The 20,704-nt window shown below is 44.4% G+C and carries 20 protein-coding genes; 12 read left to right on the top strand and 8 right to left on the bottom strand.

Features of this window, described 5'->3' with window-relative positions; all coding sequences use genetic code 11:
• Positions 1–4: 4 nt before the first annotated feature.
• Genes yidC through rpmH form a run of 4 tightly spaced genes read right to left on the bottom strand, consistent with a single transcriptional unit; the run spans position 5 to position 2,385 of the window.
• Positions 5–1,651 (bottom strand): membrane protein insertase YidC, encoded by a 1,647-nt coding sequence (gene yidC, locus AC13DA_RS15240; protein WP_284451523.1) that lies wholly within the window; start codon positions 1,649–1,651, stop codon positions 5–7.
• Positions 1,644–1,922: a membrane protein insertion efficiency factor YidD gene (gene yidD, locus AC13DA_RS15245; protein ID WP_379007012.1), complete on the bottom strand. Its 279-nt coding sequence runs from the start codon at positions 1,920–1,922 to the stop codon at positions 1,644–1,646. Before yidD ends, yidC begins: the two co-directional genes overlap by 8 nt.
• Positions 1,865–2,218, bottom strand: coding sequence for a ribonuclease P protein component (gene rnpA / locus AC13DA_RS15250; RefSeq protein ID WP_237701183.1), 354 nt, complete (start codon positions 2,216–2,218; stop codon positions 1,865–1,867). The genes yidD and rnpA overlap by 58 nt, the downstream gene beginning before the upstream one ends.
• Positions 2,219–2,250: 32 nt before the next feature.
• On the bottom strand, positions 2,251–2,385 hold the full coding sequence (rpmH, locus tag AC13DA_RS15255; RefSeq protein WP_040576298.1) for a 50S ribosomal protein L34: 135 nt from the start codon (positions 2,383–2,385) through the stop codon (positions 2,251–2,253).
• Positions 2,386–2,655: 270 nt separating this feature from the next.
• Between rpmH and dnaA the strand changes: the two genes are divergently transcribed.
• From dnaA to AC13DA_RS15315, 12 genes are all read left to right on the top strand, one after another.
• Entirely contained in the window at positions 2,656–4,023 is a 1,368-nt protein-coding gene (dnaA, locus tag AC13DA_RS15260) for a chromosomal replication initiator protein DnaA (RefSeq protein ID WP_007144027.1), read from the top strand.
• A gap of 15 nt (positions 4,024–4,038) precedes the next feature.
• A complete protein-coding gene (dnaN, locus tag AC13DA_RS15265; protein WP_273181006.1) occupies positions 4,039–5,142 on the top strand; it encodes a DNA polymerase III subunit beta in 1,104 nt (367 codons plus the stop codon).
• Between the two features lie 97 nt (positions 5,143–5,239).
• Positions 5,240–6,400 carry a hypothetical protein gene (locus AC13DA_RS15270; RefSeq protein WP_284451522.1) on the top strand — a complete coding sequence of 387 codons (1,161 nt, stop codon included), beginning with the start codon at positions 5,240–5,242 and terminating at the stop codon, positions 6,398–6,400.
• A gap of 136 nt (positions 6,401–6,536) precedes the next feature.
• Positions 6,537–7,124, top strand: a complete 588-nt coding sequence (locus tag AC13DA_RS15275) for a DUF6151 family protein (protein ID WP_284451521.1) — start codon at positions 6,537–6,539, stop codon at positions 7,122–7,124.
• Between the two features lie 71 nt (positions 7,125–7,195).
• A complete protein-coding gene (locus AC13DA_RS15280; RefSeq protein ID WP_284451520.1) occupies positions 7,196–7,711 on the top strand; it encodes a DUF6653 family protein in 516 nt (171 codons plus the stop codon).
• A 72-nt stretch (positions 7,712–7,783) separates the two neighbouring features.
• Positions 7,784–8,494, top strand: a complete 711-nt coding sequence (locus tag AC13DA_RS15285) for a VC0807 family protein (protein WP_202796099.1) — start codon at positions 7,784–7,786, stop codon at positions 8,492–8,494.
• Between the two features lie 4 nt (positions 8,495–8,498).
• Positions 8,499–9,164, top strand: coding sequence for an adenosylcobinamide amidohydrolase (locus AC13DA_RS15290; RefSeq protein ID WP_284451519.1), 666 nt, complete (start codon positions 8,499–8,501; stop codon positions 9,162–9,164).
• A gap of 73 nt (positions 9,165–9,237) precedes the next feature.
• The gene (locus AC13DA_RS15295) at positions 9,238–10,002 is read left to right on the top strand and encodes an undecaprenyl-diphosphate phosphatase (RefSeq protein WP_284451518.1); all 765 of its coding nucleotides are present in this window, start codon (positions 9,238–9,240) and stop codon (positions 10,000–10,002) included.
• A gap of 63 nt (positions 10,003–10,065) precedes the next feature.
• Positions 10,066–11,361, top strand: a complete 1,296-nt coding sequence (locus AC13DA_RS15300) for a DUF2868 domain-containing protein (protein ID WP_284451517.1) — start codon at positions 10,066–10,068, stop codon at positions 11,359–11,361.
• Positions 11,354–12,757: a DUF3482 domain-containing protein gene (locus tag AC13DA_RS15305; protein WP_482945999.1), complete on the top strand. Its 1,404-nt coding sequence runs from the start codon at positions 11,354–11,356 to the stop codon at positions 12,755–12,757. Before AC13DA_RS15300 ends, AC13DA_RS15305 begins: the two co-directional genes overlap by 8 nt.
• A gap of 78 nt (positions 12,758–12,835) precedes the next feature.
• Complete coding sequence (locus AC13DA_RS15310; protein ID WP_284451515.1) at positions 12,836–13,255, top strand: DUF4174 domain-containing protein; 420 nt, start codon at positions 12,836–12,838, stop codon at positions 13,253–13,255.
• A gap of 154 nt (positions 13,256–13,409) precedes the next feature.
• A complete protein-coding gene (locus AC13DA_RS15315; RefSeq protein ID WP_284451514.1) occupies positions 13,410–14,405 on the top strand; it encodes a GGDEF domain-containing protein in 996 nt (331 codons plus the stop codon).
• A gap of 79 nt (positions 14,406–14,484) precedes the next feature.
• Here the strand turns inward: AC13DA_RS15315 and AC13DA_RS15320 are convergent, their stop codons facing one another.
• The 4 genes from AC13DA_RS15320 to AC13DA_RS15335 form a co-directional block, all read right to left on the bottom strand.
• Positions 14,485–16,521 carry a TonB-dependent receptor gene (locus AC13DA_RS15320; RefSeq protein WP_273271272.1) on the bottom strand — a complete coding sequence of 679 codons (2,037 nt, stop codon included), beginning with the start codon at positions 16,519–16,521 and terminating at the stop codon, positions 14,485–14,487.
• Positions 16,522–16,717: 196 nt separating this feature from the next.
• Entirely contained in the window at positions 16,718–18,460 is a 1,743-nt protein-coding gene (locus tag AC13DA_RS15325) for a monovalent cation:proton antiporter-2 (CPA2) family protein (RefSeq protein ID WP_273180979.1), read from the bottom strand.
• Between the two features lie 18 nt (positions 18,461–18,478).
• Positions 18,479–19,675 (bottom strand): heme biosynthesis HemY N-terminal domain-containing protein, encoded by a 1,197-nt coding sequence (locus tag AC13DA_RS15330; protein WP_284451513.1) that lies wholly within the window; start codon positions 19,673–19,675, stop codon positions 18,479–18,481.
• The gene (locus AC13DA_RS15335) at positions 19,672–20,703 is read right to left on the bottom strand and encodes a uroporphyrinogen-III C-methyltransferase (RefSeq protein ID WP_284451512.1); all 1,032 of its coding nucleotides are present in this window, start codon (positions 20,701–20,703) and stop codon (positions 19,672–19,674) included. Before AC13DA_RS15335 ends, AC13DA_RS15330 begins: the two co-directional genes overlap by 4 nt.
• Position 20,704: the final 1 nt, after the last annotated feature.

Consider the following 20,704-nt stretch of genomic DNA (forward strand, 5'->3'; position numbering starts at 1 on the left):
CTGCTTAGAGGGCATCCATCTTACGAGTGATATACCACTGCTGTGCAATCGACAACACGTTATTCACCACCCAGTACAACACCAAACCCGATGGGAAGAAGGCGAAGAAGACGGTAAACACCAGCGGGAAGAACTTCATCATCATTGCTTGTGCAGGATCTTGTGGTGCAGGGTTCAATGTTTGTTGGAACCACATTGAAATACCAAACAACACAGGCAAAATGAAGTATGGGTCCATGGCTGTTAAGTCATTAATCCACAAGATAAAGTCAGCTTGGCGTAATTCAATACTTTCTACCAAAACCCAGTAGAAAGACAGGAATACAGGCATTTGCACCAGAATAGGTAAACAACCGCCTAATGGGTTAATTTTCTCAGTACGATAAAGATCCATCATCGCCTGATTGAACTTCTGCTTGTCATCGCCATAACGTTCTTTCAGACTCGCCAGCTTTGGCGTTAACTTACGCATAGCCGCCATTGAGCGGTAACTTGCAGCAGATAGTTTGAAGAAAACTAATTTGATCAATACCGTCAGTAACACAATAGACCAACCCCAATTACCGGTCAGTTTGTGTAACCATTCCATCACCCAGAATAAGGGTTCAGAAATAATAGTAAAGATGCCGTAATCAACCGTCAGTTGTAAGTTCTTAGCTACTTTCTCCAGACGTTCGGCTTTTTTCGGCCCCAGATACATTTCATAATCCGCATGACCTTCACTTCCAGCCGCAACAGAAATAGCTGGCATTCTGACACCGGCAGTGTAATTAGTGCCATTAAGAGAGCGTGCGTAGTAACCTTTTTCTTCATCATTTTGTTCAGGCACTATCGCCGCTACAAAATAATGCTCAATCATCGCTGCCCAGCCATCCTTCGCTTTCTGATTGAATGGTTTTTCATCCAAATCATCAAACTTCACTTTTTCATATTCATTACCTGTGTTTGAGAATACAGGTCCGCTATAGGTATAAATGAAGCGTGAACCACTGGATTGTTTTTGACGATTGAATTGTGCATACGGGTAAGCAGAAAATGCATCAGCGGTATTATTGATAATCTTGTAGTCAACATTCACCACATAGCTATCACGTTTGAATGTATAGGTTTTCACTACTGTCAGGCCGTTATCAGCTTGCCAGTAGAGCGGCACTTTAATTTCGTCCTGGCCATCTCTTAATTGATAGTTTTGCTGATCAGCTTTATAGATAGCGTAGTGTGTTGGCACATCCATATTCGAACGCAAGCCAGATTGTGAAACGAAATAAGCATCACTTTTATCACTCAAAAACTGCACCGGTGTATTGGGTTCTTCAGAGCTAACGGCATATTTCAATAAGGCCAGATTTTGAATATCACCACCTTGTGTGCTGATTTCAATATCCATCACATCCGTTGTTACATGGATTTTTTGTTTCGTCGCTGCAGACGATTGCGCCGATTCAGGCACATCAGGTAAGGCTTCAGCAGAAACCGAAGGCATATCTGGCAACGCTGCATCGTTTGCGGCCAACGAGCCATCATCGATCTGGGTCGAGGTCGTATTTTGTTCGGTTTGTTGAGGATGTACGTAATCTTTTTGCCATGCCTGCCATAACAATAATGACACGATGAGCAGACCAAAAATAAATAGGGTTCTGAGATTATCCATTACGATTCTTTGTTTTTAGTTCAGGTACAGGATCAAGTCCACCCTCATGCCAAGGGTGACAGCGGGATATTCGACGCAAACCAAGCCAAGTTCCTTTAACAGAACCATGACGTTCGATTGCTTCTATCATGTATTGTGAGCAGGTTGGCTGAAAACGACAATGCATGCCGATGAAAGGGCTCAGTAAAAGTCTATAACCTCGGACGAGGCTGATTAGGATTTTTGCCATTGCGCCACCACTGTTAACCAATGTCGCTCCAATGCTGCCCATATTTGAGTGCTATCTCGTTCTGTCACACCGGGGCGTGACAATACAACAATATCGATGTTTGATAAGGCGGATTGATTCTGTCGAAATGATTCGCGAATAATCCGCTTTAAGCGGTTGCGTTGATTGGCTAATTTCACGTGTTTTTTAGCTATCGCTAGTCCCAGTCGGGGATGTCCCACTGAGTTCTCAACCGTTAAAACCGTCAGGCCCCCACCACCAGTGCGTTTTCCTTGACGGAACACCCGAGAAAAGTCTCCCGGGCGATTCATTTTCATGGCTCGGCCGAATGTTGCCAAGTCATGCCCTCCCTGAAGGATGTCAGAGAAGATTATACTGACAGTCTTGCGCGACCTTTTGCACGACGTGCGTTAATAACGCGACGACCACCAACTGTTTTCATACGTGCGCGGAAACCGTGTGTGCGTTTGCGCTTCAGATTGCTAGGCTGAAAAGTTCTTTTCATTTCACCAACTCCAGAAATATTGATTGTTTTGCTGCCTGCGGTGCTAACAGCAGCAAAAACCGCCGAGGCAAAAGACACGGGATTATAAAGTTTTAAGGCATAACAAGTCAAACCAGAGTGACTTTCATTTTTTCTGTGGTTATTTTACTTGCCAAAAAGCTGGCTTAAGGATAACTTTAGACCTCCTGCGTTACCAGCTATACTATCAAAAAGCTTAGCTATCCAACGCACCTCATTTTTGTTTAAACCGGTATAAATCAAGGAGTTAATGTGTCATCACCCCTTTGGGAAAAATGTCTGTCCCATCTCGAAGGTGATTTGTCGGCACAGCAGCTGAATACTTGGCTTAGGCCGCTGCAAGCGATCGAAACCGAAGAGAGCTTACGCTTACTAGCGCCCAATCCTTATGTAAAAGCATGGGTTCAGGAGCAGCTAGAAGCACAGATAAATCAGCTGGTTCATCAATTAACTCAAGGCCTTATCGAATATGTTTCGATTGAAGTAGGTACCATTGATCATGTGCCTCAACGGCCAAAACGTGTGGCAACCACTTCCGCGCCAGCCAAAACCAATAAAGAAGAAAAGTCAGAAACGATAAAGTCAGAACCCGCACTGGGTAGTCCTATCAATCCACTCTTCACCTTTGATAGTTATGTCGAAGGTAAATCTAACCAGATTGCACGAGCGGCATCGCTGCATGTAGCGGAAGCACCGGGAACAAGCGGTTATAACCCACTCTTTTTATATGGCGGTACCGGACTCGGCAAAACCCATTTGATGTTGGCCGTGGGTAATAAAATCAAGCAAAACAATCCTAAGGCTCGTGTGATTTACCTGTCATCTGAACGTTTTGTTCAGGACATGATTACCGCATTACGCAACAACGCTATTGATCAATTTAAAACTCACTATCGTAGTGCAGACGCATTATTGATTGATGATATTCAGTTCTTTGCCAAAAAAGAGCGCTCGCAAGAAGAGTTTTTCTATACTTTTAATAGTTTGTTAGAGGGTCAGCGCCAAATCATTCTGACCTGTGACCGTTTCCCCAAAGAAGTCGACAACTTGGATGAGCGTTTGCAATCACGCCTGGGTTGGGGCTTAACCGTGGCTATCGAACCACCAGAGCTTGAAACACGTGTGGCGATTCTGATCAAAAAAGCGCAACAAAACCTGATTACTCTACCGGAAGACGTGGCTTTTTTTATCGCCAAGCGTATAAAATCGAATGTGCGTGATCTGGAAGGTGCATTGCAGCGCGTTCTGGCTTTTTCTCGCTTTACCAATCAGCCCATGTCGATTGATATGGCACAGGAAGCATTGAAAGATTTGCTGGCACTGCACCAAAAGCTAGTGACACTGGAAAGCATCCAGAAAACAGTGGCGGAATATTTCAAAGTGCGTGTGTCTGAATTACTGGCGAAAAAACGTACACGCTCCATCGCGCGACCACGGCAAATCGCCATGGCGCTTGCCAAAGAACTAACCAGTCACAGCCTGCCAGAAATTGGTGAGTCTTTTGGTGGCCGTGACCATACAACTGTCCTGCATGCGTGCCGGAAAGTTGCCGAATTAAAAGAGTCGGATCCCCGCGTGGCTGAAGACTACCGTAACCTTTTACGAACACTGTCGAGTTAACCCGAGAGAATCATCATGCAATTTACTGTCAGCCAAGATACTTTAGTGCGACCGCTGCAACTGGTGTGCAGTATTGTTGAACGCCGCGCTACGCTACCGATCCTGTCTAACGTTTTATTACGTGTTCAAGGTGACCAACTATCTATGACCAGTACCGATATGGAACTGGAAATGATCGCTACCTTACCCGTAGCCGTTGAAGAAGAAGGTAAAACCACCGTTTCAGCACGTAAGTTGCTGGATATCGTCAGAGCGCTGCCAGGTAATGCGACCATCAGCGTGAATGCGGCAGATGGTAAAGCGGTAGTCAAAGCCGGTAAAAGTCGCTTTTCATTGGCGACATTGTCCAGTGATGACTTCCCGGACAGCGAAGGTGCTAATTACATTGATGAAATTTCATTGCCACAGTCGGCACTGAAATCTTTACTCGACGAAACCAGTTTTGCCATGGCAAGCCAGGACGTGCGTTATTACCTGAATGGTTTATTGCTCGAACGTGACGATACAACCTTACGAGCTGTTGCTACCGATGGACATCGTCTCGCATTGGGTAGCCTGACCACAGCCACCCCTGTCAGCGAAAAAAACAGTGTTATCGTGCCGCGTAAAGCGATTATTGAACTCGGTCGCCTGCTCAATGACAGTGATGACATCGTTAAAATGGCCTTCAGTAATCAACAGATCAAAGTTGAATTACCTGATATTCACTTTACCTCCAAGCTGATTGATGGCCAGTTCCCTAACTATGAACGCGTGTTGCCACTCGGGGGTGATAAAGAAGTTCTGGCGGATCGTGATGAATTAAAACAAGCCTTATCACGAGCGGCTATCTTGTCGAATGACAAACACCGTAGCGTACGTATCAACTTAGATACCGATCAATTAAAAGCTACGGTTACTAACCAGGAACAAGAATCAGCTGAAGAAGAAATCAGCGTGGACTACAAAGGCGCTCCATTAGAAATTGCTTTTAATAATGCCTATCTGCTGGACTTACTGAATGCCATTCCAGATAACAAAGTGAAACTGCTTTTCACTGATGAAACCAGTAGCGCACTTGTGACCCCGGCTGATGAAAAATTCGAACGCCAATACGTCGTCATGCCAATGCGTCTCTGATATGTTTTAGAGAAACATCCTTAAACTCACATCAGCACCACATTAACAATACAAGTTTATTTGTATTCAGTATGAAGGACTTGGAGAGAGTAACAGTATGAAACTAACGCCCTTTTACAAAAGGACTTTAGTCGGTCTACTGAGTTTATTTTTTATTGCTTTAGCAAGTTGTGGCCAATCACGTGATGTTGAACTGCCTGAAGACATCAAACAAATAACCCATGGCGATCTCGACGCATGGCTAAAAAAGACGCCTTTTGAAGGCTTATGGGATCCCGGCGAAGACAAAAAAGCAGAGACCATTGTCATCACCAATGTGCATCAAGTATTTCCTTTTATTGGCAAATTAAAAAATGCCTCGGATGATAATAAAAACTTTACCGGGCAAGATGGTGATATTCACGAAGATGCCTGGCAGGTATTCAAAGATCCCAAATGGGGTGAAGTTGTCACCTACGCACAACTGGCTTACGACCCAGAAGAGCTGTTTTTATCTCCTTCTTACTCCGAAATGGGAAACCCGGCATTTTCAGGTAGCCAGGACATCAAGTTAAGTTATTCAGGCAATCTGACTGCTACGCAGGTCATAGACCGTAAGGGCGATAGTAAAGCCGCTATCTACTGGGTAAACAGTAATATGCAAACGTATCTGATGGGGTTTTATCAGAATCAGAACCTGGTCTTTGAGGTGGCATTTCCCTGCAAAATAGAAGAGAAAGCCATGTGTCTTGGAAAATTAAAAGACATTAATAAAAAGCTGCAACTCAATATCTCAAGCTGGGAGAATGCCAGCGTCGATATGCTTCAGCCCAGTGATAATAAGGATAGTTTCTGGCAAGACCCTTATATCGGCATCTTTCCGGATGACTATGAAATCCCTTCGGTAAAGGTCAAAACTCGTTTCACTGATTTCAAACTGCAAAACCTGAATGTCCCACAGCAAAATGCTGCCTATCTATTCAGCTATGAAAATAACTATGGGCTGCATTACATCAGTTTCAATAAAGAGCCATCACCGCTGAGCCGTGCTGAGTTTGATAAAGCACATGAAACTCAGAAACATATCGAGGCAGCTAGTCTCGATGTAAAAATTTATCTGTCAGAAAGCGAGAAAGATAATCTTCATCAGATTAAAGCAACCGCTTATATGAAGAACAAACAACAGCTGACCATTAACGCCCGTTATCCTGTTAAGGACCCAGATGCCCGTGATGAAATCATGGATATTCTTGAGCATCTGAAAATCGCTCAATTCTGATAAATAACAAGGCGTAGATAAGAACTGTTCATATAGAAGCCAAAACCTTGATTTATTATGCGCTTGATTACGATAAGCTTAGTCAGGGCTAGTTGGTATTTATAAGGCTAATAAGGACAGAAGGAACAGATAGACCATGATGCATAAGATTCAATGTGAATGTGGCAGCCTGCTTGGACATATTGACGGTAAAGGTATCACCAGCAGGGTGATTTGTTATTGTTCAGACTGTCAGGCATTTGCAAAGTATCTTGGTAAGTCGGATAACATCCTCGATGCGCATGGTGGCACCGATATCGTTCAGTTAGCTCAGCCTCGCTTGCATATTACCCAAGGGTTAGAGCATCTGGCCCTATTACGACTTTCTCCTAAAGGATTATTACGCTGGTACGCCTCCTGCTGTAATACACCCATTGGTAATACTCTGAACAATCCAAAAGTATCTTTTATTGGTTTGGTGCATTCTTGTCTGGATAAGACGTGGTTAGAAACCGATTTTGGTCGTGACGTGGCCAAAGTGAATACGGAATCCGCAACAGGTGAGCCTAAACCCAAAACCAGTGGTTTATTCGGGAATGTCATGCGTTTTTTTGGCATTGCCCTGTCAACGTTGATTAGTGGTAAATATAAACACTCCGAATTATTTACCAAAGATGGCGCACCCATCGTGACGCCAACCATTCTCACCGATGAGCAACTCGGCCAGTTAAAAAAGCAGAAGTAATATCAACATGATTGTTCGGCTTCATACCCCGATTATGATAAACCGTTATAAACCTTAAAAAGGCACAGAATATGGATATCATCAAATGGGCTGAAAAACTGATGTCGATGGACGAAAAAAGTTGGCAACGGCATGCTAACCCATGGAGTGTGTATTCACGTTTTACTACCTTGCCCTTGCTCTCTCTCGCCTTTTATTCACGTGAGTGGATGGGGATTTATTCGTTAATACCTATTGTTTTGGCCCTTGTCTGGATTTGGCTTAACCCACGATTATTTAACGTCCCATCATCCACCGATAACTGGGCGTCGATGGGCACCTTTGGCGAACGACTGTATTTAAATCGCAAAAACATCCCCATACCCGTTCATCATCAACAGGTTTGTATGCTGCTGCAAACATTGTCAGCTTTAGGCATACCGTTTTTTATTTATAGCTTATACAGCCTGAATGTTGGGTTGCTGATTGCCAGTAATATCTGGATTATGGTGTTCAAAGCCTGGTTTGTGGATCGTATGGTGTGGCTATACAGGGAGATGAAAAACAGCGATAGCAAGTACGCTTCCGAGGAAAACCATAAACAATAAAAGGTAATCCCATCAATTATCTACATCCTATATAATCACTGACTGATTTATAAAAGCCAGACAAAAAATACGATGATAAATAGCACGCCAACACATAAGCCACGCCCGTTTGTAGACCTGATGGTCAGTATCGTTTTACCGTCAGTGATCTTGATGAAATTGAGCGGACCGGAAGACTTGGGAGCCAGTGGTGCATTAATGGCGGCACTGGCTTTTCCTCTTGGCTGGGGAATATTCGAACTTATCAAATACCGTAAATTCAACTTTATCGCTCTGCTGGGTTTAATCAGTGTGTTACTCACCGGCGGCATTGGTTTATTTGAGCTCGATACTAAATGGCTAGCCATCAAAGAAGCGGCTATCCCAGCCATTATCGGAATTGCTGTTCTCGGCTCAACCTTCACCCGATACCCACTGATCAGAGCCCTTTTGTATAACCGTGAAATCATGGATGTCGATAAGATCAAAGACCGCCTTGAAGAAAAAAACAGTACGGCATTATTTGAAAAGCGTCTTCTCAACGCGACCTATTTATTAGCAGGTACCTTTTTATTTTCAGCCATTATGAATTTTTTACTGGTGAAATGGTTGGTCACCAGTCCAACTGGTAGTGAGGAGTTTAATGAGCAACTAGGCTTGCTTACACTTTATAGCTACCCGGTTATTGCGATTCCTTCCATGCTGATGATGATCGGTATCTTTTATTATTTATGGCGGACTATTCATGATTTAACCGGTCTTAAACTTGAAGAAGTTGTATCACCGAAGGTCGCCAATAAATAATCACGTGTCCTCTGTCAGACTGATTCATCATCCAGACTATCTCGTGCTGTTGCCAGCAGAGCGATGCAGAGTTTTAAGCTCGGCTGTGTTAAACGGCGGACTGCAAAAAGCCAGCGCTTTACTCAATATGCGGGTGGATAAACATTCTCCGCTACCCTGTCTGGCACCAGAGCAAACCTTACTAGATAAAGCAGAAGCACTGGCATTACCACCAGTCATTATCGGCATGATGACCGCTGCCTCCATGCAGTCATTAGGTCACCATTTTGAACACAGAGAGACTTTAACGGTTGAGTGCTGGGTAACGAGCGGGCTGAGTAATGTTAGACGAGTAGGTGATAAAGCCGATGATCACGCTGTGCCGGGCACCATCAATATCTGCTTATATATTAATCAAGCATTATCCGATGCTGCACTTGCCGAAGCCTTGATATTACTCACCGAGAGTAAAGTGACTGCTATTCGTGATGCCGAGATTATCAGTCCGGTTTCTGGTCTGCCCGCCAGTGGCACTGGCACTGATAGCCATGCCGTTTTTTGTCCCGAAGCTGAACCCCAACATGCTTATTGCGGCAAACACACAACGCTCGGTGAGTTAATAGGTCGGGTGGTACTCCAGGCCTGTTCCATCAGTCTGACTCATTCTTTACGCAGTCTGACCGAAAGCTGATAACACGATTTCCCCCCTTTTCGATTCGGCTCAGCTATCATGCTACGAATTTTGTCTGCTGAGTGATGACTGTATGGATATTCTTCAAAGTATTATTTTGGGGTTTGTTGAAGGCCTGACGGAGTTCTTACCCATTTCTTCCACCGGACATCTGATTGTCGTCAGTGACTGGCTCGGACTGGCACAAACAGACAGCAATAAAGCTTTTGAAGTCATTATCCAGTTAGCCGCAATTCTGGCGGTGATTGCTAGTTATAAAGAGCGTTTTTCACCTAAGTATGTCGGTTTGTGGACAAAGGTTGCTTTATCTTTTGTCCCGGTCGGGCTTGTTGGTTTGTTATTTCACGATCAGATTAAAGACCTGTTTTCTGTTCAGATTGTCGCTGTGATGTTTATCGTGGGCGGCATTATTTTTTTACTGACAGAAAAATTTATCAGCGAGAAACCACCACAAGTTGATGATATCAATGAGGTTAGCTACACGCAGTCTTTGATTATCGGCATTGCTCAGGTGTTTGCATTAATTCCCGGCACCAGTCGAGCAGGTTCCACCATTATCGGTGCACTGCTTGTAGGCTTGAGTCGCAAAGCCAGTGCTGAATTCTCATTTTTACTTGCCCTGCCAGTCATGGCGGCTGCATCAGGGCTGGATTTGATATCGCATTATCAGGATTTTGCCAATACATCCTTCTTACCGCTGATCGTTGGTTTTGTTGTCGCTTTTATCACCGCTTATCTGGTCATTAAATTATTTATCCGTTTTCTGGCGAACTTTACCTTTGTTGCTTTCGGCTGGTATCGCATTGTGTTTGGCGTCTTGTTACTCGTGCTGTATTAAACAACATCGCCCTGAACAGACTCATTTCAGCTTGAATTCATCGTATTTTGTATACTAGCTTGCATGGCCTCTAAACACGTCACTAAAGCTATTGAGCAATTTTTCTTCAAAGGTGGAGCTACACGAGCATTATTTCGTTGGCTGGATTTTCGTTTATTTGTTTCACAAAAAAATAATAAGTTAATACCGTCATCTGACAACCGTTCTCACTCCGCCACAGAGTACTTACAGGCATGGCAACAGCAGATGTCACTGACCACACCAGCCACCAGTATTTTACGGCTTCTTGCTGTCGTCGCCGTACTGATTGGTTTTACTGCCATGGCTGGGGTATTAAATGTCAGTCAAGCCTCATTTATTAACATCTGGGTGCCACTCGCTTTATTTGCGTTTTTACCGCTATTACTCACATTAAGCAGCTTTTACTTTTCTTTTGTATCGCCCGCCAAACATAATCTGCATCATCATCCCTTGCTGCATTGGTTGATAAATAAACTGAACCTGCAACAATTCATTCCCTACAAAAATTTACTGCTACCTTGGTTATTGTGGCAATTACAGTCAGCGGCTATTTTATTTTCAGCCTCCGCATTACTGGCTTTTTTTATTCTGGCGACATTTCAGGACTATCTGTTTGGCTGGTCATCCACCCTCATTACTGATAGTGCCACTATGACACAATTAATGACGGCGATAAGCTGGCCCTGGCATTGGCTGCTAGAAGCGCCCACCGCCGAGTTAATCCAGCAAACTCGATTTAGTGCTCAGGCCAGTGATCTGACTGTTTCGGCCAACGATGTATGGTGGATGACATTGGTGATGGCTATCGTGGTTTACGGTATTCTGCCCCGCCTGCTGTTAGCATTATTATTGCGCCAACAGTTTATCCGGCAATTGCGTAGTAATATTCAAAACAGTAGTGATGTGGAACAGTTTATTGTGGCGCAACAGCATCAGGTCAGTCGTAATCCTATTCAATCTGATGATCATCATGTGGAAAACGGCACGGTCAGTTTACCCTCGACAGAAACGGTACTGATAAGCTGGCAGCAACCTGACATTCACTTTAATGTGGAAAAAAACTTAGGCTCGGATGACTGGTTACAAGATGAACAATGGCTAAACTCAGCAGCCAGCCAGTTTGATAAACCGGTATGGATTATCATTGATCCTATACAGACACCCACAGGTGAACTGGCAGATTGTATTGAATTACTTCAACAGCATAATGAGTCAATCAATCTGGTGTTATACCCGATTAATGCTGATGATTCACGTTACCAGCAGCAACAAAAATCATGGCAGTTTTTTGCTCAACGGCACGCGGTTACATTAAAAGAAGGTCATCCACATGTCTGAGTCTGTCACGCATCCTGTCTTCGCCGTCGTGGGTCATCCGAATAAAGGTAAATCCAGTATTGTCGCTACCCTGACCCGTCAGGATGCCGTCAAAATATCTGAAATTTCCGGCACCACCACATCGGCACAGACCTTTGATCTGAATATTGATGGTGAGACACAGTACACACTGGTGGATACACCCGGCTTTCAACGTCCAAGACAAGTGATGTCCTGGTGTCAGCAACACGCCCCGAACGCAGCTGAACGCAAAAATACCATTCAGGCATTTGTAAGTGAGCAGCGCGCCTCAGGCAATCATAAATTTCATGATGAAGTTGAGTTATTACAGCCTATTTTAAATGGTGCTGGCATTATTTATGTGGTGGATGGTTCTATTCCCTATAGCCCTGAATTTGAGGCCGAAATGACCATTCTGCAATGGACAGGTCAACCACGTATGGCATTGATCAACCCGATTGGTGGCGAAGCGTATGTGCAGGAGTGGCAGGATGCATTAAGCCAGTATTTCAGTGTGGTGCGGGTGTTTAACCCCATGACGGCAGACCATCAGAAACAATTCACTATTTTGTCGGCCTTTGCTGAGTTATACGAACCCTGGCGCCACACTATCGAGTCCACTGTTGAACTACTCAAGCAATATTTCGAGACCCTCGAACGACAAGGTGCATTCGTGGTGGCAGAGCATATTCAGCGAATACTCAGTCATGTCAGTGAAATCAAAGTGCCTGCCGACTTTGTGAAATCGCGTTTGCAAGACAAATTAAAACATGATTATCAAAGCACGCTGCGTCATATTGAAGCGAGCATGCAAAAACAGTTACAAGCCTTATTCGCACATCCTGAAATGCAGATGCAAACGCAGCAGTTAAGCGCCGACTATCCTGACTTATTTGATATCAGTCATTGGTATCTTTATGGTTTAGACAGACAAAAAATTGTCGCTTTATCTGCCTCTGCCGGCGCGGCGGCTGGTGCTGTCATTGATGTTGGTATGGGTGGCACATCACTGATGACCGGCGCATTTTTTGGTGGCTTAGTGTCTGGCGCCGCATCATTATTCGCCACAGCCAAACCAGAAAACCTCAAAATTAATGGCATCCCCTTAGCGGGTGAGACATTAAAAGCCGGGCCAATGAAAGAACTGACCTTTATTTTTGTGGTGCTGGGTCGTGCTGTCGATTTTCTGGAAATCATTCTACGCCGCACCCATGCCGATCGTTCTGTCGCGGAGCTACCTGAGACTAACCTGACCGCACGTATGAATCATTTACCCAAAGTTGAGCAGGTGCAACTCACCCGCTTGTTACAAAAAGCGCACAAAGGTTTAAGTGACTCAGAGTTAGTCAAACTGCGTGACTGGATATTAAAACTCTGCCTATCCCCTTCAGCATAAACCGGACAGTATTTACATTTTCTTAACAACGGCTTTTATACCTTGGTTTTATCATTTTGATAAATAAAGGGGGCAGCTATGTCTCGTATTTTGCTGATTTTACTTATGCTATTAAGTCCTATTGCCTGGGCAGAGGTAATACAAAGCCTGCATTCACTGTCAGAGCTAAAATGGAAAAACCGGCTTATCCTGATTAATGCCGGTGATGATATTAATACCTATCAGGATGAACTCTCGCAGAGGGATGCAGAGATAAATGACCGTGATATTGTCTGGTTTCTGATTAAGCAAAGTTCTCTAAGTACTAACTACACAGGTACAGTTACAGATAATCTCACTAAAGAAGTTCGTCAAAAACTACAACACCATAACAGCTTGGTTTTATTAATGGGTAAAGATGGTGGTGTCAAAGCTACTGACACACAGTTAAGACTTCATAAGCTCTTCAGCGAAATTGATAGCATGCCGGTGCGTCAGCGTGAATTACAACATCCCTAGTTATATTAGTCACTTGTAAGCTGAACCAGCTATGACTTGTGTCTAACTATACGCAGTCAAGACACTATGCTATTAATGATCATAAACTGGTGCGAAGAACCATCAGTGTGATGCTGCTTTCGTCAACGCTGTTTTAGTCATGGAGGGTGTGTCTGTGGATATCATCAGTGCATTATTTGATGGCAATTTTATGCCCCATGGCCATTGTTTAAAATGGCAAGCAGACTTACTTGTCCTGCATGTTGTTGGCGATACGCTGACAGTCATTGCCTACTTCCTAATTCCTATCGCTCTGATTCAGCTGGTCAGAAAAAGAGACGATCTCGCCTTTAACTGGATATTTGTGATGTTCGCTGCCTTTATTTTTCTCTGCGGCGTGACACATCTAATGGCTCTGATTAATATCTGGCATGGTTATTATTTCCTTAGCGGACTCAGTAAACTCGCTACCGGCATCGTATCCATTATGACCACCGTTATGATTGTCTATTTATTACCCAAAGTGATTGCGATTCCCAGTAATAAAGACTTTAAAGTAAAAAATGAACAATTACTGTTGGTACAAAAAGAGTTACTTGCAGCCAATCAATTATTAGAACAACGGGTGGAAGCACGTACCAGAGAATTAGAAAAGTTAGCTCGTACTGATGCACTGACTGGTGTACTTAATCGAGGTGGTTTGATAAACAATTTAACGGATGAAATTGATCGGTCAGTTCGCTATAAACATCCGCTAAGCTTGTTGATGATTGATCTTGATCATTTCAAACATGTGAATGACCAATTTGGTCACCAACGTGGCGATACCGTATTAATTGAGGCTGTTAACATCGTCTCGAAAGCATCTCGACACAGTGACACACTAGGCCGCTACGGTGGGGAGGAGTTCCTTTTACTGCTTCCTGAGACAAATGTTACCGAGGCAAAAATACTCGCTGAACGCATCAGACAGGATATTGAGCAACATCCATTTTGTCAGGATGAGGGCCTCAATATTTCATTGACCTGTAGTATCGGGGTGACTGAATATGAAGCTGGGCAGACACAATCCAAGCTACTACAAACTGTCGACCGATTGTTATACAGTGCCAAAAATTCTGGCAGAAACAGAGTCACCGTTAATGATGATATAGCCGCAAAAGATCCATAAAAAAGCCATACGGCATCAGGCTTTTACCCAATTCCGCATGGCTAATCAGCTTTCGGATATGAACTTAACTTATTCCGGATTAGAACTCATAACCATAACTCACCATATATTCTGCCGGTGCGCCATAACCAATTTGGTTTCGACCTGACGAGCCACCTGTTGCCCCCAGGAAATATTTTTCATCAAAGATGTTGTAGGCATTGAACTGAATTTTATGCTTACCCACCCGATAAGCCGCCATTAGATCCACCAAGGTATAGCTATCTAATTTAACTGCTTCATTGTCACCAGCATAGCGTTCTCCGACATACTTGATGTTGCCACCCACTCGCCAGTGACTATCAATTTGATAGGTTGAACCTAATGAGAACAACTGATCGGACACATCATTCGGTTTTTTACCTGTATCTTCATCTTCTGCATCTAAATAAGTATAGCTGGCAGTGGTACTCCATTGCTCTGTCAACTGACCACGAAGCTCTAATTCAAAACCATTATGTTTTGAGGTATTTCTATCCGTTACATCGCCTGTTGTGGCATCCGTTACAGGCCGCTCTTGTTCAATTTGGAATATAGCAGCATTGAACATTAAAGCATCACCTAATGTATAAGCTTTGAAACCAATTTCTTTTAGATCAGCCGAGTAAAACTCCGCCGCACCATTACTTACAAAGGTGCCGGCATTGGGCAGTTGCCATGACCGTGAAAACGTCGCATAGGTCGATAAATCTTCAGTCAGACGATAACTGGCACCTACACGATAACTCCATTTGTCGTCATCCAGGTTTTCTTTCGGGTTACCCACACGCTGTTGTTCCAGGTCCATCTTGTCGTGACGCACATTACCGGTCAACGTCAGATCACCAATGGTGTACATATCCTGCACATACAAACCATAGGTTTTGGTGTCATTCTTTCTAAAGGGTTCAAAACCACCATTAACCACATGCTCCGTGACAGGATCATAGATGGATTGGTCTGCTTTTGAGACAGTACTTAAGTCTAAGTCAATTTTGGTTTGTGTATATTCTGCACCGAACAAGAATTCATGTGAGCCTACAGACCATTTTAATTCCGATTGCAGTGCGTTAAAACGGCGGGGATCATAGCCAAAATCATTTACAGATTGTCCGACAGTAGCTGTAGCAGCTGTTACATTCCTTTGACGCGTACCTTGTTGTTCCAGCTCAACACGACTTATCACCACACGATTATTCCAGACTAAATTCGGGGTGAATTTGAATTCATCGTTCAGTGAGAAACGTACACTTTTTGATTCTTGATAATCATTGCTACTACCAAAGTAGGTGCTGCGAGACACATTCACTGGTTTGCCATTGATGGATGGCACACCACGGTAAGGTACCAAATCCTGTTTTGATATTTCCAAATCCACATCTAAGGTGTGATGATCGCTAGGGGTAAAACGAAGTGTCGGTGCAATGAAATAATCTTTTGAATCAACATAATCGACAAATGAATCGGCTTTGCGAACTTCCAGATTGATACGGCCATTAACTGTATCTGAAAATGAGGTCGAACTATCTACCCGCCCTATCATTTTTCCATGACTACCTAAACTGGCATTCAAACGGGTGAATTCATCACCGTTTGCACGTTTTGTCACCAGGTTAATCAAACCACCTGTTGAGCCACGACCATACAAAGCACCCGCGGGGCCTTTGACTACCTCGATTTGCTCAATATTCGCTAGGCTACGATAAGACTGCAAGCCAGTATCATCGCGCATGCCGTCACGATATACATCGTTCAAGGCATCAAAGCCACGAATGACAAACTGATCACGGCTGCCTTCCCCAAGTGTGTTATTAACACCAGCTACACCATTTAATGCATCAACCAAGCGCACTGCACCACGATCGGTAATCTCAGTATCTGTTACTACAGAAACAGATTGCGGCACATCAAGCCATTCTGCATCTGTCTTACTTCCAGATGTGGGTGAGAACTGCGCATAACCTTTGTATGCCTGACCGGTAACGACTAAGGGATTCATCGTCGCTGCTGAATTGCTCGTCTCATCTGCTAATAAGGGAAATGAATAAATTGAACAGAGTGTGACGAGAGAAGAAATGAGTCTTTTTTTTGTATTCACAATGTATGTGCACCAAGCCTATTAAAGAAATTGAGCACAAATCTTATTGATACTTATTAACATTTGCAAACATAAAAAAGCATTTATTAACATCAAACATCCCTAATTATCTTAGGAATGCGTTTATTGAACGGTAAAGAGATGATAATAAAACGTGATACTGAACAACAGAAAAAGCAGGCCAAGGCTCAATAGCCTAATGTTTTAATTCACCCAGCACGACTTTATTTTCAGTGACTTTTTTCACCACATTCGAATAGTAGTCATCCCTGAATTCATTAATAACCCGGGCAGCAACGGTATCTTCAACACCACTACCCAATAACACCTCTTCTGTCAGCCTGAGGCTGGTTTCCAGTGTTTCTGAAACCGTGGTCGTGGCCCCCTGAGTAATTAATTCCGCACAGTGTTTTCTGTCGCGCGCGCGCGCATGAATCGGCATATCCGGATAATACTGGCGTACCTGAGCTACCAATCTATCTACCTGCGTCGGATTATCCAGCGTGACCACAATCATCTTGGCCCGATCGGCTCCCGCGGCCTGTAATACTTTGACCTTACTGGCATCACCAAAAAATACCGGGAACCCCTGTGCCCTGGCATCTTTTACCCGATGTTGGCGCATATCCAAAGCAATATAAGGAACGCCGGCAGCACCCAGCAAGGTACCGACACGGGCGCCAACACGACCGAACCCCGCTAGGATAACGTGCTCCTGATCATGCTCAACAAACTCGGTGGTGTAATCTTCCTCATCGTTTTCTGCATCAGGTGTATAGAATTTCAGTAATAAGTAATTGGTCGCCCTTACAACAAAGGGGGTCAACACCATGGTTAAGGCAATCACCAGCGTCAAAATGTCACTGACTTGCGCTTCTAATAACCCCAACGATGCCGCAAAGCTAAACAGAACAAAACCAAACTCACCGCTCTGAGATAACAAGGCCCCTGTTTGTAAGGAAATATCATGACGGGCACCGGTAATACGGGCCAGGATATAGACAACAACCGTCTTAATGGTCATCAGGCCCCAGGTCAGCAATAGGATATCGCCCAGACGATCCCATAACAGACTGAAATCAATGCCCATGCCGACAGTCATAAAGAACAGTCCAAGCAAGATACCGCGGAAAGGCAGAATATCGGCTTCTATCTGATGTCGGTATTGTGATTCAGCCAACATCACACCTGCCAGGAAGGCCCCCAGCGCCATCGAGAAACCTACACTTTGCATAATCCAGGCAACGCCCAGCACTAACAGTACCGCGACAGCAATAAACACTTCCGGATCCTGGCTGGCAACAATTCTGGCTAATACCGGATTCAACAGGTAACGCCCGGCAAACAGCAGCGCAATAATCACCAGAATACCGATTAGCGGATTTACATCTGGACCAACTACTTCAGCACCGTTACCCACAGCGAGATAGGAAACCAAAGCCAATAATGGCACGACGGCAATATCCTGCAATAACAGCACGGAGAAGGACATGCGTCCCATCACGGTGGAAATACCGCCACGTTCAGCCAATAGTTTCAAACAAAAAGCGGTCGATGACAGGGCTAAACCAAAACCAATGATAATGGCACTGTGATTATCCAGCCCTAACCAGATGGCAATGCCATAAATGGCACCTGCGGTAATCAGCACCTGAGCAAGCCCCAGCCCCAGCACCATTTTACGCATTTGCCAGAGTTTATCCGGCTTGAGTTCAATCCCTAAAACAAACAGCAGAAAAATAACGCCAAACTCAGCTAAATGCCGAATATCTTCAACTTCGGTGATTACACCCAAGCCCCAGGGACCGAGAATCATACCTGCGGTTAAATACCCCAAAATCGCACCAAGCCGAATAGCATGGAATGTAGGAATAATAATGACCGTGGCCAATAATAAGGCCAGAATTTCTACCAGATAATCGCCACCCGCTTCTTGCACAAATTATCCCTTTGTTAATTAAATGGTTGCATCAGAACTAAGCATCAATGTCAGTCCTTGCTTATAGGTATCTGCAGCAGCTTCATTTTTGTCCAGCGCCAATTGCACTTCAGCTAAGACCTGATAAGTCTCGCCTTTGGCATCTAAGCGAATGCTTTGTTGTAAATATTCTTCTGCCTTTGTCCATAACTGGTTGGCTTTCGCCAGACGCCCAACGGTTAGTAATAAACAGGCATTATCCGGATTGGCTTTAAGCCACTTTTCTGCCGTCGCTAAACGCGCCAGCAAGTCACCCTGCGTCAGCACGCCGTAAATATACACCAGCTTATCGCTCCAGTTATTGCGCATAAACTGTTCAATCTGGGCAATGGCCTGCTCTTCCTGGTCTTGCTGAATTAGCCCATTCACATATGGCACAAGCATGGCTTCTGTCTGCCGTGCTTTGCTGGATGATTTTTCCCACACCTCAGCCATTTTTTGCCAGTCCTGTTTGGCTAATGCCATCTGTAACTGCCCTATAGCTGCTTCCTGATCCAAAGCTGCGACTTCATTGCGCTCCAACACATGGCGTTTACGTAAATCGGGTAATACCGATTGCATTTCCTGCCATTGATCCATGTCCTGATAGAGAGACTGCAATAACTGCAAAACATAAGGATGTTTCGGTGCCACTTCACGCAAATGTTGAAGTGTCGCGAGCGCCTGCTCTTTTTGACCGGCCGATAATTGTAGCTCTGCCTGAACCACCCCGACGGCAATATCAGCGCCTTCGGTGGTTTCATGGGCCAGGCGTAGATAGTTATCACGACGCTCTGGTGCTTGTTGTTTTTGCGCCGCTCTCGCTGCCGCCAGATAATGAAGTAATGGTGTTTCACTGTGTGTGGCATGACGTACCAAAATACGTTCGGCCTCTGTCCAGCGTCCTTCTTCCAGAGTGATCAGACCACGGGTTAAAGCTCGATTAGCCCGCTTTTGTCTTTGTGTTGTCTTCCAGGCATTAATTCTTTTTGGCGTCTGTTTTAACAATACCAGACTGCGTAATGCTAAATAGCCTGCCACCACCAGTAGGATATAAATAGCCGTAAATACAACTAATGATGTTTCCAGACTCCACTGTCCGTATTGCAGTAAAACAAACCCTGGTTCAAAATCGGCCGCCCAGATTGCGGCAACACCCAATGCTAATGCTAAAGCGATAATGATCAGCATTTTCATTGCTGATACTCCTCTAGCCAGTTCAACGAGCCTGAAATATCCGGAATAGACACGTCAATTTTCTGTTCAGCCAGTGAATTAAGGCTGGCCAGCATGGCATCACGTTCTTCACCGGTAAAATATTGATCGAGCCAGGTAATGGCTGTTTTTAAGCTATGTTGGAAACTATCGTTATCGGCATTGAGTAAGGCAAGACGCGCACTTTCCAGTTGTAAACGCAGATTTTGATAGAGGAAGTAGCGTTGTTCCGGTACAAGTACGGCCGCTTCACCAGATTGCTCATGGCGAATCACGACTAAAGAGCGCAATTGTTGCCAAATATCTGAGATGGCTTGTTTCCATGCCGGCGTTTCTGTGCTGGTAATATCGGCCGTGTCTGGAGACTCAGAAAAATCGACTTCTGGCCCTTTTTTAACTCGCAGTTTATCGACATGGGCAGCCAATGTTTGCAGTTGAATCGCCATGCCGGGTATATCCAGGGTTGTCAGTGATTGTAATGACATTAATTCTTCTGCAATCTCAGCGCGCAGAGGATGAAGCCGATAATCAGAAAGTGCTTCTAGTTGTTTATCTGCCATGATCAAAGCCTGGATGGCTCCAACCACGTCATGTGCTAATACAGCGCGCTGGTTGGCGACATTGAGCAGGTATTTGACTTCCTGCAATGCCCACCGCTTTTGCAGCTCAGCATTGGATAACTGCTGTTTATCAGTGAGCTGCTGTAATTTTTCCGCTAATTGTTTTTGGTCACTATCGAGCCGACCTAACTGCTGCCTGTGCTGTTCTAACTTTGATTGCCAGTCACCGTTTTGGCTGGATAACTCGGTCAGCGAAGATTGAATATCGGCTTCCTGCTGCTGGAGTTGCTGATAAAACCAGCCAATACTGACAGCGGAAAGTAGTACGACAACAACAAGCGCAATCCATATCAAGCGATAGACTTTGGCATCATCCTGTTTATTCTTTTCAAGCAGCTCAGCATCCTGCACATTGTTATCTATCGTTTGCTTTGCGTCTTTATCTGCCATG

The organism is Methylophaga sp. F-2, from assembly GCF_056859315.1.